General features: G+C 65.7%; 14 protein-coding genes and 1 other RNA gene. 11 read left to right on the forward strand and 4 right to left on the reverse strand.

Annotated features, from left to right (window positions below; genetic code table 11):
* Nucleotides 1-20: 20 nt before the first annotated feature.
* The 5 genes from smc to IB256_RS27030 all read left to right on the forward strand — a co-directional run bounded on the left by smc (nucleotide 21) and on the right by IB256_RS27030 (nucleotide 7,946).
* Nucleotides 21-3,509, forward strand: coding sequence for a chromosome segregation protein SMC (gene smc / locus IB256_RS27010; RefSeq protein ID WP_192404702.1), 3,489 nt, complete (start codon nucleotides 21-23; stop codon nucleotides 3,507-3,509).
* A 299-nt stretch (nucleotides 3,510-3,808) separates the two neighbouring features.
* A complete protein-coding gene (zipA, locus tag IB256_RS27015) occupies nucleotides 3,809-4,699 on the forward strand; it encodes a cell division protein ZipA (RefSeq protein WP_192294977.1) in 891 nt (296 codons plus the stop codon).
* An 87-nt stretch (nucleotides 4,700-4,786) separates the two neighbouring features.
* A complete protein-coding gene (gene ligA, locus IB256_RS27020) occupies nucleotides 4,787-7,180 on the forward strand; it encodes an NAD-dependent DNA ligase LigA (protein WP_192404703.1) in 2,394 nt (797 codons plus the stop codon).
* Between the two features lie 15 nt (nucleotides 7,181-7,195).
* Nucleotides 7,196-7,498 carry an HU family DNA-binding protein gene (locus tag IB256_RS27025; RefSeq protein ID WP_226046604.1) on the forward strand — a complete coding sequence of 101 codons (303 nt, stop codon included), beginning with the start codon at nucleotides 7,196-7,198 and terminating at the stop codon, nucleotides 7,496-7,498.
* Between the two features lie 70 nt (nucleotides 7,499-7,568).
* Nucleotides 7,569-7,946 carry a hypothetical protein gene (locus IB256_RS27030; RefSeq protein WP_192404704.1) on the forward strand — a complete coding sequence of 126 codons (378 nt, stop codon included), beginning with the start codon at nucleotides 7,569-7,571 and terminating at the stop codon, nucleotides 7,944-7,946.
* A gap of 6 nt (nucleotides 7,947-7,952) precedes the next feature.
* Here IB256_RS27030 and IB256_RS27035 read toward each other — a convergent pair whose 3' ends face one another.
* Complete coding sequence (locus IB256_RS27035) at nucleotides 7,953-8,321, reverse strand: hypothetical protein (RefSeq protein WP_192294974.1); 369 nt, start codon at nucleotides 8,319-8,321, stop codon at nucleotides 7,953-7,955.
* A gap of 243 nt (nucleotides 8,322-8,564) precedes the next feature.
* Here IB256_RS27035 and ffs point away from each other — a divergent pair.
* Nucleotides 8,565-8,661: signal recognition particle sRNA small type (gene ffs / locus IB256_RS27040), an RNA gene on the forward strand.
* A gap of 60 nt (nucleotides 8,662-8,721) precedes the next feature.
* Here ffs and IB256_RS27045 read toward each other — a convergent pair.
* Nucleotides 8,722-9,444 (reverse strand): substrate-binding periplasmic protein, encoded by a 723-nt coding sequence (locus IB256_RS27045; RefSeq protein WP_192294964.1) that lies wholly within the window; start codon nucleotides 9,442-9,444, stop codon nucleotides 8,722-8,724.
* Nucleotides 9,445-9,596: 152 nt separating this feature from the next.
* Here IB256_RS27045 and dnaX point away from each other — a divergent pair, with 152 nt between their 5' ends.
* The 3 genes from dnaX to recR all read left to right on the forward strand — a co-directional run bounded on the left by dnaX (nucleotide 9,597) and on the right by recR (nucleotide 12,887).
* Nucleotides 9,597-11,786: a DNA polymerase III subunit gamma/tau gene (dnaX, locus tag IB256_RS27050; protein ID WP_192404705.1), complete on the forward strand. Its 2,190-nt coding sequence runs from the start codon at nucleotides 9,597-9,599 to the stop codon at nucleotides 11,784-11,786.
* A gap of 37 nt (nucleotides 11,787-11,823) precedes the next feature.
* Entirely contained in the window at nucleotides 11,824-12,150 is a 327-nt protein-coding gene (locus IB256_RS27055; RefSeq protein ID WP_045209089.1) for a YbaB/EbfC family nucleoid-associated protein, read from the forward strand.
* Nucleotides 12,151-12,287: 137 nt separating this feature from the next.
* Nucleotides 12,288-12,887, forward strand: coding sequence for a recombination mediator RecR (recR, locus tag IB256_RS27060; protein WP_138214757.1), 600 nt, complete (start codon nucleotides 12,288-12,290; stop codon nucleotides 12,885-12,887).
* Here the strand turns inward: recR and IB256_RS27065 are convergent.
* Entirely contained in the window at nucleotides 12,884-13,363 is a 480-nt protein-coding gene (locus IB256_RS27065; protein ID WP_192294962.1) for a GNAT family N-acetyltransferase, read from the reverse strand. The two genes, recR and IB256_RS27065, sit on opposite strands and share 4 nt — an antisense overlap.
* A complete protein-coding gene (locus tag IB256_RS27070) occupies nucleotides 13,351-13,794 on the reverse strand; it encodes a rhodanese-like domain-containing protein (protein WP_192294961.1) in 444 nt (147 codons plus the stop codon). Before IB256_RS27070 ends, IB256_RS27065 begins: the two co-directional genes overlap by 13 nt.
* 93 nt (nucleotides 13,795-13,887) lie before the next feature.
* On the opposite strand from IB256_RS27070, the gene ftrA reads away from it, so the two are divergent.
* Together ftrA and IB256_RS27080 are read left to right on the forward strand one after the other, a co-directional pair.
* Nucleotides 13,888-14,856, forward strand: coding sequence for a transcriptional regulator FtrA (gene ftrA / locus IB256_RS27075; protein ID WP_192404706.1), 969 nt, complete (start codon nucleotides 13,888-13,890; stop codon nucleotides 14,854-14,856).
* A 75-nt stretch (nucleotides 14,857-14,931) separates the two neighbouring features.
* Complete coding sequence (locus IB256_RS27080; protein ID WP_192404707.1) at nucleotides 14,932-16,080, forward strand: acyl-CoA dehydrogenase family protein; 1,149 nt, start codon at nucleotides 14,932-14,934, stop codon at nucleotides 16,078-16,080.
* Nucleotides 16,081-16,085 lie beyond the last annotated feature (5 nt).

The following is a 16,085-nucleotide window of genomic DNA, read 5'->3' on the forward strand; positions in this document are numbered from 1 at the left end:
GAAAAGGGGGAAGAGGGCGCATGCGGCTCAAGTGCATCAAGCTGGCGGGCTTCAAGTCCTTCGTCGACCCGACGACGGTCAATTTCCCGAGCAACATGGCGGCCGTGGTCGGCCCCAACGGCTGCGGCAAGTCCAACATCATCGACGCCGTTCGCTGGGTGATGGGCGAGAGTTCGGCGAAGAACCTCCGCGGCGAGTCGATGACCGACGTCATCTTCAATGGCTCCAACACGCGCAAGCCGGTGACCCAGGCGTCCATCGAACTGGTGTTCGACAACTCCGACCAGACCCTGCTGGGCGAATACGCCAGCTACGCCGAGATTTCCATCCGCCGCCGCGTGACCCGTGACGGCCAGAACACCTACTTCCTCAACGGCACCAAGTGCCGCCGCCGTGACATCACCGACATCTTCCTCGGCACCGGCCTGGGGCCGCGCAGCTACTCGATCATCGAACAGGGCATGATCTCCAAGCTGATCGAGGCCAAGCCCGAGGATCTGCGCAACTTCATCGAGGAAGCCGCCGGCATCTCCAAGTACAAGGAGCGCCGCCGCGAGACCGAGAATCGCATCCGCCGTACCCAGGAAAACCTCGCGCGCCTCACCGACCTGCGCGAAGAGCTGGAGCGCCAGCTGGAACGCCTGCACCGCCAGGCCCAGTCGGCGGAGAAGTACCAGGAATTCAAGGCCGAGGAGCGCACCCTCAAGGCCCAGCTCGGCGCCCTGCGCTGGCGCGACCTGAACGAGCAGGTCGGGCAGAAGGAAAAGGTCATCGGCGACCAGGAAGTGGCCTTCGAGGCGCTGGTGGCCGAACAGCGCAGCGCCGATGCCAGCATCGAGCGCCTGCGCGACGGCCACCACGAACTGTCTGAAACCTTCAACCAGGTGCAGGGCCGCTTCTATTCCGTGGGCGGCGACATCGCCCGCGTCGAACAGAGCATCCAGCACGGCCAGCAGCGCCTGCGTCAGCTGCAGGACGACCTGCGAGAGGCGGAAAAGACCCGGCAGGAAACCGAATCCCACCTGGGCCACGACCGCACCCTGCTCGCCACCCTGGGCGAGGAGCTGGAGCGCCTGGCTCCGGAACAGGAAATCAGCGCCGCCGCCGCCGAAGAAGCTACCGTCGGCCTGGAAGACGCCGAGCAGCGAATGCACGACTGGCAGCAGCGCTGGGACGCCTTCAACCAGCAAAGCGCCGAACCGCGCCGCGAAGCGGAGGTGCAGCAGTCGCGCATCCAGCACCTGGAACAGAGCCTGGAACGCCAGGGCGAGCGCCAGCGCCGCCTGAACGATGAGCGCACGCAACTGGCCGCCGATCCGGAAGATGCCGCGATCCTCGAGCTGGGCGAACAGGTCGCCGCCATCGAGTTGCTGCTGGAAGAGTCGCAGATCGAGGAACAGGAACTGGCCGAGCGCCTGGAGCGCGTGCGCCAGTCTCTGCAGGAAAGCACCGCCGCGCAGCATCAGGCGCAAGGCGAGCTGCAACGCCTGAATGGCCGCATTGCCTCGCTGGAGGCGCTGCAGCAGGCCGCGCTCGATCCGGGCGACGGCACCGCGCAATGGCTGCGCCAACAAGGTCTGGAGCAGCGTCCGCGCCTTGCCGAGGGCCTGCGCGTGCAGGCGGGTTGGGAGCTGGCGGTGGAAACCGTGCTCGGCGCCGACCTGCACGGTGTGCTGCTGGATGACGTGAAGGGGCTGCCGTTCGACGCGCTGGAGAAGGGCGACCTGCGCCTGCTCGATCTGACCGCTGGCGCCGTTTCCCGCCCCGGCAGCCTGCTGGACAAGGTCGAAGCGAATGTCGACCTGAGCTACTGGCTGGGCCGCGTGCGTCCGGTCGAAACTCTGGAGCAGGCACTGGCTCAGCGTGCGTCGCTGGGGGATGGCGAAAGCCTGATCAGCCGCGACGGCTACTGGGTTGGCCGCAACTTCCTGCGCGTGCGCCGTGGTGAGTCCGCCGATGGCGGTGTACTGGCGCGTGGCCAGGAGCTGGAGCGCCTGTACGCCGAGCGCGAGACGCTGGAGCAGCGCCTCGCCGAGATCGATGAACAACTGGTACGCCTGCGCGACGAGCAGCGCCAGGCCGAGGAGGGCCGCGACCAGGTGCGTCGCCGCCTGCAGGACGAAGGCCGCCGCCAGGGCGAGCTGAAGGCGCAGCTGTCCGCGCAGCAGGCCAAGGTCGAGCAACTGACCCTGCGCCGCCGTCGTCTGGACGAAGAGCTGGCCGAGCTGGCCGAGCAGCACGCCATCGAGCAGGAGCAGCTGGGCGAAGCCCGCCTGAGCCTGCAGGAGGCGCTGGATGCCATGGCCGTGGACACTGAGCGGCGCGAATCACTGCTCGCCGAGCGCGACGGCATGCGCGAGAAGCTCGACCGCATCCGCCAGGAGTCTCGCCAGCACAAGGATCACGCCCATCAGCTGGCTGTGCGCGTCGGCTCCCTGCGCGCCCAGCATGAATCCACCCGTCAGGCGCTGGAGCGCCTGGACAGCCAGGCCGTGCGCCTGGTCGAGCGTTGCGAGCAGCTCAACCTCAACCTGGAGGAGGGCGCCGCGCCGCTGGAAGAACTGCGCATGCGTCTCGAGGAATTGCTCGACCGGCGCATGGCGGTGGAAGACGAACTCAAGCACGCGCGCCTGGCGCTGGAAGATGCCGACCGCCAGTTGCGCGACGCCGAGAAGCGCCGCACCCAGGCCGAGCAGCAGTCGCAACTGCTGCGCGGCCAGCTGGAGCAGCAGCGCATGGAGTGGCAGGCCCTGAGCGTGCGTCGCAAGTCGCTGCAGGAACAGCTCCACGAGGACGGCTACGACCTGCACGGTGTGTTGGCCACCTTGCCCCACGACGCCGCCGAGAAGGTCTGGGAAACCCGTCTGGAAGAACTGGCCGCGCGCATCGGCCGCCTGGGCCCGATCAACCTTGCGGCGATCGAGGAATACCAGCAGCAATCCGAGCGCAAGCGCTACCTGGACGACCAGAACGACGACCTGGTGGAAGCGCTGGATACCCTGGAAAACGTCATCCGCAAGATCGACAAGGAAACCCGCAATCGCTTCAAGGAAACCTTCGACCAGATCAATGCTGGCCTTCAGGCATTGTTCCCCAAGGTTTTCGGCGGCGGCCATGCCTATCTGGAACTTACCGGCGAGGATCTACTCGATACCGGGGTGGCGATCATGGCGCGGCCGCCGGGCAAGAAGAACAGCACCATCCATCTTCTGTCCGGTGGCGAGAAGGCTCTGACCGCTCTGGCGCTGGTGTTTGCGATTTTCCAGCTGAACCCGGCACCGTTCTGCATGCTCGACGAAGTCGATGCGCCGCTGGACGATGCCAACGTCGGCCGTTATGCGCGGCTGGTGAAGGAGATGTCGGAAAAAGTGCAGTTCATCTATATCACCCACAACAAGATCGCCATGGAGATGGCCGATCAGTTGATGGGCGTGACCATGCACGAACCGGGTTGTTCGCGTCTGGTGGCGGTGGATGTGGAAGAGGCTGTTGCACTCGCCGAAGCGTGATCGTCCGGGCGAACTTGAGCTATGCTGGCAAGATGCTTTGTTTCCAGCCTAACGCATTGATTTGATTGGGGTAGGCTTCACTTCGGGCGCGCAGCTGGCGACCGCTATGAAAAGTTGCAAAGAGTGCGGCGGAGTGTCGCCTCAGACAGTGTAAAGTTATGTGAGAGCGTGTTAGCTTAACCCCCACTTTTGTATCGCGTGGAAAACATCAGTCAGAACATGAAGTTGGCTCCACGTTTTCAAGGGATAGGATGTCCTTTTTTTCATCATCATTTTTTGTTCAGGGGCTACAGGATTAGATGGATATCGGTCTGCGCGAATGGCTGATCGTCATTGGGCTTATCGTCATCGCCGGCATTCTGTTCGACGGTTGGCGTCGCATGCGGGGTGGCAAGGGCAAGTTGCGTTTCAAGCTGGATCGCCAGTTTGCCAACCAGCCCGATGACGGGGACGAAACCAACCCGGAACTGCTCGGGCCTTCCCGTGTAGTCGAGCACCGCGAGCCGGAGCTGGACGAGGAAGACCTGCCCAAGCTCAGCGCCAAGGAGTCGCGCGGCAAGCGCCGCGGCGAGCCGCGTCAGGGTGACCTGAACCTGGACGACCCGGCGCCGAACCTGCTCGGCCCGCTGGACGAAGAGGATTTCCCCAATCCACTGGACGAAGCGCCGGCAGAGAAGGACAAGCCCAAGAAAGACCGCAAGAAGGACAAGGAGCGCGTAGCTCCCGCAGCTGCTGCTCCGTCGGCGCCGCAGGCGCCGGTCGATGAAGTGCTGATCATCAACGTCATCAGCCGCGACGAGAACGGCTTCAAGGGCCCGGCGCTGCTGCAGAACATCCTCGAAAGCGGCCTGCGCTACGGTGAGATGGACATCTTCCACCGCCACGAGAGCATGGCCGGCAACGGTGAAGTGCTGTTCTCCATGGCCAACGCGGTCAAGCCGGGCACCTTCGATCTGGACAACATCGACCAGTTCAGCACCCGCGCAGTGAGCTTCTTCCTCGGCCTGCCGGGCCCGCGCCATCCCAAGCAGGCGTTCGATGTGATGATCGCCGCTGCCCGCAAGCTGGCCCAGGAGCTCAATGGCGAGCTGAAGGACGAGCAGCGCAGCGTGATGACCGCGCAGACCATCGAACACTATCGTCAGCGCATCATCGACTTCGAGCGACGCGCCCTGACCCAGAAGCGCTAAGCTTTCCGCACGCTGCACAAAAAGCCCCAAGCGACCCTTGGGGCTTCGCATTTCTAGCCGCAACCTCTTGCCGCCCGAGATTCCCGCATGACCGACTCCCAATCCGCAGCCGAACGCATCGCCCAGCTGCGCAGCGAACTCGACGACCACAACTACCGCTACTACGTGCTCGACGAGCCGAGCGTGCCGGACGCCGAGTACGACCGCCTGTTCCGCGAACTTAAGGCGCTGGAAGCCGAGCATCCCGAACTGATCACCCCCGAATCGCCGACCCAGCGCGTCGGCGGTGCGGCCGCCTCGGCCTTCGGCGAGGTACGCCACGAAGTACCGATGCTCAGCCTGGGCAACGCCTTCGAGGAACAGGACCTCAGCGACTTCGATCGCCGTGTGCGTGAAGGCCTGGCCGACCAGCTGCCGGCGTCGGACCTGTTCGGTGGCGGCGCCGAAGTGGAGTACAGCTGCGAGCCCAAGCTCGATGGCCTGGCGGTCAGTCTGTTGTACGAAAACGGCGTGCTGACCCGTGGCGCCACCCGTGGCGACGGCACCACCGGCGAGGACATCAGCGTCAACGTGCGTACCATCCGCAATGTGCCGTTGCGCCTGAAGGGCGAGGGCTGGCCCGCGGTGCTGGAAGTGCGTGGCGAAGTCTTCATGTCCAAGGCAGGTTTCGACGCGCTCAACGAGCGGCAGATGGAAGCCGGCGCCAAGACCTTCGCGAACCCGCGCAACGCCGCGGCTGGCAGCCTGCGTCAGCTGGATTCGAAGATCACCGCCAGCCGCCCGCTGGAGTTCTGCTGCTACGGTTTCGGCCGCGTCGAGGGCGGCGCGCTGCCCGGTACCCAGGTCGATATTCTCGAAGCCCTCAAGGGCTGGGGCATTCCGATCAGCCGCGAGCTGAAGCTGGCCAAGGGTATTGAGGGTTGCCGCGCCTATTACGAAGACATCGGCGCCCGCCGCGACAGCCTCGCGTACGAGATCGACGGCGTGGTGTTCAAGGTCAACCGCATCGACTTCCAGCGTGAGCTGGGCTTCCGCGCCCGCGAGCCGCGCTGGGCCATCGCCCACAAGTTCCCGGCCCGCGAAGAGCTGACCGAGCTGCTCGATGTGGAATTCCAGGTCGGTCGTACCGGTGCGGTAACGCCCGTGGCGCGTCTGAAGCCGGTGCAGGTGGCTGGCGTGACCGTGTCCAATGCCACGCTGCACAACATGGACGAAGTCGCCCGCCTGGGCCTGATGATCGGCGACACCGTGATCATTCGCCGTGCCGGCGACGTGATTCCGCAGGTCATGCAGGTCGTCACCGAGCGCCGTCCGGCGGATGCTCGCCCGGTGGCGATCCCCACCCAGTGCCCGGTATGCGGCTCGCAGGTCGAGCGCACACAGCTGGTCAAGCGCAGCAAGGGCAAGGAGTCAGTCAGCGAAGGCGCCATCTACCGTTGCGTCGGCCGGCTGTTCTGCCAGGCGCAGCTCAAGCAGGCGATCATCCACTTCGTCTCGCGCCGCGCGATGGACATCGACGGTCTCGGCGACAAGATCGTCGAGCAGCTGGTGGACAAGGGCCTGGTGAAGTCCCCGGCTGACCTCTACACCCTGACCTTCGAGCAGGTCATCGAGCTGGAAGGCTTTGCCGAAGTCTCCACGCGCAACCTGCTTGCCGCCATCGCCGATAGCCGCAAGCCCGCGCTGGCACGCTTCGTCTTCGCGCTGGGAATCCCGGATGTGGGCGAGGAAACCGCCAAGCTGCTGGCGCGTTCCCTGGGTTCCCTGGCGCGCATCCAGAAGGCGCTGCCCGAAGTGCTCACCTACCTGCCGGATGTCGGCGGCGAGGTGGCCTACGAGATCCATAACTTCTTCGATGACGAGCACAACCGCAGCGTGATCGCTGAACTGCAGAATCCGGAGCATGGCGTCCAGCTGCAGGACGAAGGCGAGGTTTCCGCCGAGTTCGCCGCCGTCGCCACACTGGCGGGCTTCATCGACAAGCTGAACATCCCCTTCATCGCCGCCACGGGCGCCGAGAAGCTGGCCGACCGCACGGGCAGTCTCGACGCGCTCATTACCCTCAGCCAGGACTGGCTCGACCTCAGCACTCTCAAGGGCGTGAACGAGAAGGCCAAGCAGTCGGTACGCGAGTACTTCGCCGATGCCGCCCGCGTCGAGCGCGCGAAGGCGGTCGAAGCGCAGCTGGCGGAGTTCGGCATGCACTGGCGCAGCGAGCGCAAGGTGGTCGAAGGCCTGCCCCTGGCCGGCCAGACCTGGGTGCTGACCGGCACCCTGGAGGCCATGAGCCGCGACGTCGCCAAGGAAAAGCTCGAAAGCCTGGGCGCCAAGGTGGCCGGCTCGGTCTCGGCCAAGACCCACTGCGTCGTTGCAGGACCGGGAGCGGGTTCAAAGTTGGCAAAGGCCCAGGAACTTGGCGTCGCCGTAATGGACGAAGAGCAGCTGATCAAGCTGCTGGCCGACCATGGCCTCGGCGCCTGACACGCATCCATCAAGATCAATGCATCAAGGAGTCATTCCATGCCCATGACCAAGGACCAACTGGTTCGCGATATCGCCGAATCCCTCGACCTGACCCAGGCCGCCGTGCGCGGCGTGTTCGAGCAACTGGCGCAGATCGCCCAGGACGCCCTGGAGAACGACGGTGAGCTGACCCTGCCGGGGATCGGCAAGCTCAAGGTCAGCGAACGCGCTGCCCGCACCGGCCGCAATCCGCAGACCGGCAAAACCATCGAGATCGCCGCGAAGAAGGCGGTACGCCTGGTGCCCGCCAAGGCCCTGGTCGACAGCCTGAACTGATCGGCAGGCCTGCTCCGATCCCTGCGTTGCAACGCAGGGCGGGGTGGGCCAGCGATTGACGGAGAGCGAGATGGACAAGGCAAGAAAGCAGCGCCTGCTCGGCGTCGGGGCGCTGGTGGTGCTGTTCGGGGCCTACGTAGCCTGGACCGAGCGCCCGCAGATCGTCCTTCATTACGAGGGCGTGGGCGGGCCGGCGGTGAACTACAGCTTCAAGGAAAACGGCGAGGAAACCCTCGCGGGCGAGATCAAGCCGGGCGAAGCGCGCGCCTTCCCGCTGCGCCTGCTGCGTTCGGGTGAATACCGCGTCGCCTTCCAGTTCCACCAGGGGGCGGAGCGCTACTCCACCTTCAGCACCCGTCCGGGCTACAGCAAGATGGATCTGTTCATCGGGCCGAACCTGGAGGTCTCCACCCAGCCTCGGCCCGAAGGGCTGCTCCAGGGGCAGTAACGCCCCTTACAGGTACTCGGCCACCAGCACCACATTGCGCTGGCCCGCGGCTACGCCACCCTTGGCGATTTCGCGGATCACGCTGTCGGTGTCGCCGGTGGCCGCGATGCCATTCCCCAATGCATTGCCGCGAGCATCGGTCAGCCGGTAGCTCACGCTGGGCATCGCGCCGCGCGGCTGGTTCAGCATCATCGTCATGGCCCGGTTGCACTCGCTCAATTGCACGCGGGCGCTGCGGGCGGTTACGTCGGTCAGCCCGACCTGGCAGGTCGGTTCGACCACCGCACCGCTGAAGTGGATGACCCCGTCGTAGGCCATCAGCGGGGCGGAGAAGAGCAGGGCAACGAGAGTGGTGGATCGCAGTGCAACGGACATGCTGGCATTCCTCGCTCGGTCATGGCCCGCCCTTGAGCGACGGGTTCGTCCTATAGCGTCGGCACCGCTGGAATTTTCTGAATTGGCTGTAGGGTAATTCCCCTAATGAAAAGGCAAATTCGTGATGAAGGTCAGGAATTGCGTGTGGAACGTCGCTAAGTGCTTGAAGTGCTTGTAAGTTGCGCTCAAGCCGCTACAATGGCGCGGCTCGCTGATCTGGCGAGCTTCTCGTGATGGTGGCCCTGTCGGTCCCCCCGCAACGATTACTCGCTTACCTGGTCAGGTCCGGAAGGAAGCAGCCAAGGCGGGGACATTGTGTGCCGGGGTGTGGCTGGCGGGGCCGCCTCCATTTCGGGTCCAGGAAAATCTTCCGTGCCCTCCTGTCGATGCATATGTCGCCTCAGCGATAGTGACCCAGGATTTCCTCGATCTTCCCCGACGCCTTGATCTTCGCCAGCACCGAAAGCACCTCTTCGGCGCGGACTTCGGGCGCGTCCAGCACCATGCATGACAGCGGCGTTTCTTCGATCACGCTGGCGATTCTCAGGCGCTCTGCCTCGGGCAACTCACGGTTGAACCAGTTCAGCGCGAACTCGCTGCTGATCGCGTACTGATAGCGACCGATACGCAGCTTCTTCAACACCAGTTCCTGGTTGCGCGCGTCGTCGCGGGTCAGCCAGTGGCTGTCCAGCAGCGGCTGCAGGCGCGGGTAGTGATAGCCCAGCACGGTGCCGACGGATTGGCTGGGCAGGGTTTCCAGCTTGTCGGCGGGGGCATCGCGGACTACCAGCAGGTCGCGTTGCACCATCAGCGGTGCAGTCCAGCGGTAGTCCTTGAATTCATGCTCGGTCCAGGTGCGCGAGACGTAGCAGCGCACGTCGACGGAGCGGCTCAGCAGGGCCTGCTCGATGCGGGCGCGGGGCACGATGTGGAAGGCTGCGGGCCGGCCCAGTTCGCGTGCCGCCTCGTTGAACAGCTCGAACATGATGCCGCCGGTCAGTTCGCCATTCTCGATCTGCGCCAGCGGCATCGCCCAGCTATCGACCACCGAAAAGCGCACGGGACGGTCGTCGGCCTGGGCGAGGGCAGTGGTCAGCAGCAGGGTGGTGGCGAGGAAGCGCATCAAGGCTCCGTTGATGGCAGAACGACAACACAATGCCGTGTAGCCCGGCCCTTGCCAAGATGCGATAGCGACCGGTGCGGACATCGGGTGCAATTTACGGTCCGCTTCGCTAGGATTAGCGCACTTCTGCTCACCTGTCGCGATGGATTTCAATGAGTTATCAGGTTCTTGCCCGCAAATGGCGTCCGCGCTCGTTCCGCGAAATGGTCGGCCAGACCCATGTGCTAAAGGCCCTGATCAACGCGCTGGACAACCAGCGCCTGCACCACGCCTACCTGTTCACCGGTACCCGTGGCGTGGGCAAGACCACCATTGCGCGCATCCTGGCCAAGTGCCTGAACTGCGAGACCGGCGTCAGCTCGACCCCCTGCGGGCAGTGCTCTGTGTGCCGCGAGATCGATGAAGGCCGCTTCGTCGACCTCATCGAAGTGGACGCCGCCAGCCGCACCAAGGTCGAGGATACCCGCGAGCTGCTCGACAACGTGCAGTACTCGCCGAGCCGCGGGCGCTACAAGGTCTACCTGATCGACGAAGTGCACATGCTTTCCAGCCACAGCTTCAACGCCCTGTTGAAGACCCTGGAGGAGCCGCCGCCCCACGTGAAGTTCCTGCTGGCCACCACGGACCCGCAGAAACTGCCGGTGACCATCCTCTCGCGCTGCCTGCAGTTCTCGCTGAAGAACATGCCGCCGGAGCGCGTGGTAGAGCACCTCACCCACGTCCTGGGCGCCGAGAACGTGCCGTTCGAGGACGATGCGCTGTGGCTGCTCGGCCGTGCAGCCGATGGCTCCATGCGTGACGCCATGAGCCTCACCGACCAGGCCATCGCCTTCGGCGAAGGCAAGGTGCTGGCTGCCGACGTGCGCGCCATGCTTGGCACCCTGGATCACGGCCAGGTCTATGGCGTGCTCCATGCGCTGCTGGAAGGCGACGCCCGTGCGCTGCTGGAAGCTGTCCGACACCTGGCCGAGCAAGGCCCGGACTGGGGCGGCGTACTGGCCGAAATGCTCAACGTGCTGCACCGCGTGGCCATCGCCCAGGCGCTGCCCGAGGCCGTGGACAACGGCCAGGGCGACCGTGACCGGGTGCTGGCACTGGCCCAGGCACTGCCGGCCGAGGACGTGCAGTTCTACTACCAGATGGGCCTGATCGGCCGCCGTGACCTGCCGCTGGCGCCCGATCCCCGTGGCGGCTTCGAAATGGCCCTGCTGCGCATGCTGGCGTTTCGCCCGGCCGATGCCGAGGGCGCGCCCAGGTCACCACTAAAGGACCTGGGGATCAGCAAGGCCACGGCTGATTCCAACCCGAACCCAGTGGCCGGCGCCGCCGTTGCAGCGCCGGTTGCATCCATTGCTCCGCCGCCTGCTGCGCCAGCGCCGGTCGCTCCTGTAGCTCCGGTCGCCGAGGTTGCTTCGGTCGTTGCCGCACCGCAGCCTCAGGCGGCTCCGGCTCCGGTGGTGGAGGCTGCGCCTGTTGCTGCTCCCGCGCCGGTCGTCGAGGCGGTTCCTGCTCCTATCGAAGCGCAACCGGAAGTGGTCGTCGCTGCAGAGCCTGTCGCTCCGGCCGTCGAGCCGCAGCCGCCAGTTGCCGAAGCGCCGGTCGACCTGCCGTGGGACGAACCCTCGGCACCGGTTGCCACCGCTCCCGCGCCGGTCGAACCTGCTGCACCTGCACCTGCACCTGCACCTGCACCTGCACCTGCACCTGCACCTGCACCTGCACCCGTAGCGGCAGCGCCAGCACCTGCATCAGTGGCTGCCCCTGCACCGGTGGAAGCACCCGCACCCGTCGTGGCAGAAGCACCGGCCGACGACGATGATCGCGATGACGAGCCGCCGCCCGCCGAGGATTACTACGAAGTCGACATGGAGTCCTACGGCTACCTCGAAAGCGAGGCGCCGCAGGAGCAGGCCGAGCCGGAACCCGAGCCTGCGGCCATGCCCGCCACCGGCCTTGCCGCCGAATGGCTGGACCTGTTCCCGCGCCTGGGCCTGGCCGGCCTGACCGCCAGCATCGGCGCCAACTGCACCCTGGTGGCCGTGGACGGTGACAACTGGCACCTGCACCTGGATCCGGGCCAGAGCGCGCTGTTCAACGCGACCCAGCAGCGCCGTCTGAACGATGCGCTGAACCAGTTCCACGGGCGTACCCTGACCCTGCAGGTCACGCAGCAGAAGCCCGAGCAGGAAACCCCGGCCCAGGCCGCCGCGCGTAAACGCGCCGAGCGTCAGCGCCAGGCCGAGGCTTCGATTGCCGCCGACCCTTATGTGCTACAGATGAAGCAACAGTTCGCCGCGGTCGTCCGCGACGGTACTATCGAACCCCTGGAGGTCAAGGCTTGAGCCTTGGCCGACGACTGAACGAATCGAGGAACTCGACATGATGAAAGGTGGCATGGCCGGCCTGATGAAGCAGGCCCAGCAGATGCAGGAAAAGATGCAGAAGATGCAGGAAGAGCTGGCCAACGCCGAAGTGACCGGTCAATCCGGCGCCGGCCTGGTGAGCGTGGTGATGACCGGTCGCCACGACGTCAAACGCGTCTCCCTGGATGACAGCCTGATGCAGGAAGACAAGGAAATCCTCGAAGACCTGATCGCCGCTGCGGTGAACGACGCCGTGCGCAAGATCGAGCAGAACAACCAGGACAAGATGTCCGGCATGACCGCCGGCATGCAGCTCCCGCCTGGCTTCAAGATGCCTTTCTGATCCAGGCATCCTGCTGACCTGTAGGAGCGAGCTTGCTCGCGAACGCTCTACCGGCCCTTCACGGCCTGGCAGGGTTCGCGAGCAAGCTCGCTCCTACAGTCGTTCTACCCCTCCGAAAAATATCCTGAGACCGCCCCATGAGCTTCACGCCGCTGATCCGCCAACTGATCGATGCCCTGCGCACCCTGCCCGGAGTGGGGCAGAAGAGTGCCCAGCGCATGGCGCTGCAGCTGTTGGAGCGCGACCGCAGCGGCGGCCTGCGTCTGGCCCAGGCGCTGACCCGGGCGATGGAGGGTGTCGGCCATTGCAAGCAGTGCCGCACCCTGTCCGAGGACGAGTTCTGCCCGCAGTGCACCGACCCGCGCCGTGACGACAGCCTGCTCTGCGTGGTGGAAGGCCCGCTGGACGTGTTCGCCGTCGAGCAGACCGGCTACCGTGGCCGCTACTTCGTGCTCAAGGGGCACCTGTCGCCGCTGGATGGACTCGGCCCGGAAGCCATCGGCATCCCGGAGTTGCAAGCGCGGATCAAGGCCGGCAATTTCAGCGAGATCATCCTCGCCACCAACCCTACGGTGGAAGGCGAGGCGACCGCTCACTACATTGCCCAGCTGCTTGGCGGTGGCGACCTGGTGCTGTCGCGCATCGCCCACGGCGTACCGCTGGGTGGCGAGCTGGAACTGGTGGACGGCGGCACCCTGGCGCACGCCCTGGCAGGACGCCGGCCGATCAGCAGCTAACGGTCGGCAAGGAGCAGCAGCTCGCGATCATCCATCCGGTAGGCCATCCACCGGTTTTCACGCCGGCCGCCCAGGCGCGAGTAGAAGCGCTCTGCCGCGTCATTGCCGGTCAGCACATCCCAGAGCAGGCGGCCCGCACCTTGCTCCAGCGCCCATTGGGCAACGCGCCGCATCAATTGCTCGCCTACGCCCTCGCCGCGCCGACCCTGGGAGACATACAGCTCCTTGAGTCGAACGCTCGGGCGTAGATCGAACGTGAAGTCCAGGCATTGGACGACGGCGTACCCGCAGATGGTATCGGTCTGGGCGACGAATACCTGGCATTGCGCCGTCGACCCGAAGGCGCGTGTGAGCAGGGCGTTGCCGTCAACCGCGAAGCCGTCGAGATAACCTTCGAATTCCGCCAGCGCGCGCATCAGCTCAAGCACTGCTGGAACATCGCCCGGCCGAGCCTCGCGAATGCTCAGCAGGCGCACGAGATGCCTTCCGTCTGGCTGCGGTTCCCGTGCCCTTCGGCACTGACCAGCGCCAGGCCTTCGTCCAGCCAGCCGGTCACCCCGCCGATCATCTCCTTCACCGGCAATCCCAGCGCGGCGAGCTTCGCGGCGGCACGGTGCACGCCGTTGCAGTGCGGTCCGGCGCAGTAGACGACGAACAGGGTGCCCGGCGCGAACTGCGCCATTCGCCGCGCATCGACCTCGCGGGTCGGCAGGTTCAGTGCTCCGGGTACATGCCCACGGGCAAAAGCGGCGGCGTTGCGCACATCGAGCAGGATGAAATCCTGCTCGCCGTTCTGCAGGGCGTGGTTGACGTCGGAACAGTCGGTTTCGAAGGCCAGGCGGTGGCTGAAGTGGGCGAGGGCATCGGCGGGCAGGGCGGCGGGGAACTGGCTGACGAGGCTGGGCATGGCAAGGCTCCTGTGGAAAGTGGGAGCACTGTATGAGGCCCTTCGGATCGGCTACAGTGGCGGACTGGACAGTGATCGGAAGTTTTCCGCCAAATGCCGCGCAATCCCCTGGAAGTCGCCGTGCTCGCCTACGACGGCCTGTGCACCTTCGAATTCGGCATCGCCGTGGAAATCTTCGGCCTGCCGCGTCCCGAGTTCGACTTCCCCTGGTACAGCCACCGGGTCGTTGCCGTCGATGAAGGGCCCATGCGCGCATTGGGCGGCATCCGCGTATTCGCCGACGGCGGGCTGGAGTCGCTCGGCACGGCAGGCACCATCATCGTGCCAGGCTGGCGTGATCGTACCGAGGCGCCGTCCGCCGAGCTGGTGCAGGCACTGCGCAAGGCCCATGACGAAGGCGCGCGGCTGCTGTCGATCTGCTCTGGGGTCTTCGTCCTGGCCGCCACCGGATTGCTGGATGGCCAGCGGGCGACCACACACTGGCGCTACGCCCAGGAACTGGCGATGCGCTTCCCGGCCATCGAGGTCGATGCCCAGGTGCTCTATGTAGACGCCGGGCAACTGATCACCTCCGCTGGTAGCGCGGCAGGCATCGATGCCTGTCTGCACCTGGTGGCGCGGGACTTCGGCGCGCAGGTTGCCAATACCGTCGCGCGGCGCCTGGTGATGTCACCTCAGCGCGGCGGTGGTCAGGCGCAGTTCATCCCCGCGCCGGTGGCGCGGGCGCCCCGGCATGACCTCGCCGGGCTGCTGGACTGGGCCCGGCAGCGACTGGACCGGTCGATCAGCGTCGGCGAACTGGCTAGCCGTGTAGCCATGAGCGAGCGTACCTTCCTGCGCCGCTTCAGCGAAGCCACGGGGATGACGCCCAAGGCCTGGCTGCAGCACGAGCGCATGCTGCGCGCCCGCGAATTGCTTGAAAGCAGCGCCGACAGCGTCGAGCGGATCGCCGAGCAGTGCGGCTTCGGCACCGTGGAAAGCTTTCGCAATGCCTTCCGTAGTGCGGCCGGCGTAGCGCCTTCGGCTTACCGCGAGCGGTTCGGGACGGCGCATCTGTCCTAGCCGATGGCGGGTGTCTCTCCTTGAAAACCAAGCAAGCGCTCGGTAAGTTTCAGTCAAACCGTCTGGAGCCTTGCCATGTCCGTGTTCGCCGAATACTTCGATGACAGCCACCGCCTGGTCCGCGACAGCGTGCGGCGCTTCGTCGAGCGTGAAATCCTGCCCCACGTCGCCGACTGGGAGGAAGCCGAGGAGTTTCCCCGCGAGCTGTACCGCAAGGCAGGCGAGGCCGGCATCCTCGGCATCGGCTATCCCGAGTCGCTTGGCGGCAGCCACGAAGGCGACCTGTTCGCCAAGGTAGCGGCCAGCGAGGAGCTGATGCGTTGTGGTTCCGGCGGGCTGGTGGCGGGGCTGGGCTCGCTGGATATCGGCTTGCCGCCGCTGATCAAGTGGGGCCGCCCGGAGCTGCGCGAGCGCATCGCGCCGCAGGTGCTGGCCGGCGAGAAGATCATGGCACTGGCGGTCACCGAGCCGTCCGGCGGCTCCGATGTCGCCAGCCTGAAGACCCGCGCCGTGCGCGACGGTGATCACTACCGCGTCAGCGGTAGCAAGACCTTCATCACCAGCGGTGTGCGCGCCGACTACTACACCGTGGCCGTGCGCACCGGCGGCGATGGCTTCGGCGGCGTCAGCCTGCTGCTGGTGGAGAAGGGTACGCCGGGCTTCACCGTGAGCCGCAAGCTGAAGAAGATGGGCTGGTGGGCGTCGGACACCGCCGAGTTGTTCTTCGATGACTGCAAGGTGCCGGTGGAGAACCTCATTGGCGCGGAGAACATGGGCTTCGCCTGCATCATGGCGAACTTCCAGAGCGAGCGTCTGGCCCTGGCGATCATGGCCAACATGACCGCGCAACTGGCGCTGGACGAGGCGCTGGCCTGGAGCCGCGAGCGCGAGGCGTTCGGCAAGCCGGTCGGCAAGTTCCAGGTGCTCAAGCACCGGCTGGCGGAGATGGCTACCCAGGTCGAAGTGTCCCGCGAGTTCACCTACCGCCAGGCGGCGAAGATGGCGGCCGGCAAGAGCGTGATCAAGGAAATCTCCATGGCCAAGAACTTCGCCACCGACGTGGCCGACCGGGTGACCTACGACGCGGTGCAGGTACTGGGCGGCATGGGCTACATGCGCGAGAGCCTGGTGGAGCGGCTGTACCGCGACAACCGCATCCTCTCCATTGGCGGCGGCACGCGGGAGATCATGAACGAGATCATCGCCAAGCAGATGGGGCTCTGAGCGCC

This window comes from Pseudomonas sp. PDM17 (assembly GCF_014851985.1).
Classification (GTDB): Bacteria; Pseudomonadota; Gammaproteobacteria; order Pseudomonadales; family Pseudomonadaceae; genus Pseudomonas.

What these genes read in the sequence shown, in the direction of transcription:
- smc (WP_192404702.1), top strand. Translation starts at nt 21, where the DNA reads ATGCGGCTCAAGTGCATCAAGCTGGCGGGCTTCAAGTCCTTCGTCGAC.
- zipA (WP_192294977.1), top strand. Translation starts at nt 3,809, where the DNA reads ATGGATATCGGTCTGCGCGAATGGCTGATCGTCATTGGGCTTATCGTC.
- ligA (WP_192404703.1), top strand. Translation starts at nt 4,787, where the DNA reads ATGACCGACTCCCAATCCGCAGCCGAACGCATCGCCCAGCTGCGCAGC.
- IB256_RS27030 (WP_192404704.1), top strand. Translation starts at nt 7,569, where the DNA reads ATGGACAAGGCAAGAAAGCAGCGCCTGCTCGGCGTCGGGGCGCTGGTG.
- IB256_RS27035 (WP_192294974.1), bottom strand. Translation starts at nt 8,321, where the DNA reads ATGTCCGTTGCACTGCGATCCACCACTCTCGTTGCCCTGCTCTTCTCC.
- IB256_RS27045 (WP_192294964.1), bottom strand. Translation starts at nt 9,444, where the DNA reads ATGCGCTTCCTCGCCACCACCCTGCTGCTGACCACTGCCCTCGCCCAG.
- dnaX (WP_192404705.1), top strand. Translation starts at nt 9,597, where the DNA reads ATGAGTTATCAGGTTCTTGCCCGCAAATGGCGTCCGCGCTCGTTCCGC.
- IB256_RS27055 (WP_045209089.1), top strand. Translation starts at nt 11,824, where the DNA reads ATGATGAAAGGTGGCATGGCCGGCCTGATGAAGCAGGCCCAGCAGATG.
- recR (WP_138214757.1), top strand. Translation starts at nt 12,288, where the DNA reads ATGAGCTTCACGCCGCTGATCCGCCAACTGATCGATGCCCTGCGCACC.
- IB256_RS27070 (WP_192294961.1), bottom strand. Translation starts at nt 13,794, where the DNA reads ATGCCCAGCCTCGTCAGCCAGTTCCCCGCCGCCCTGCCCGCCGATGCC.
- ftrA (WP_192404706.1), top strand. Translation starts at nt 13,888, where the DNA reads ATGCCGCGCAATCCCCTGGAAGTCGCCGTGCTCGCCTACGACGGCCTG.
- IB256_RS27080 (WP_192404707.1), top strand. Translation starts at nt 14,932, where the DNA reads ATGTCCGTGTTCGCCGAATACTTCGATGACAGCCACCGCCTGGTCCGC.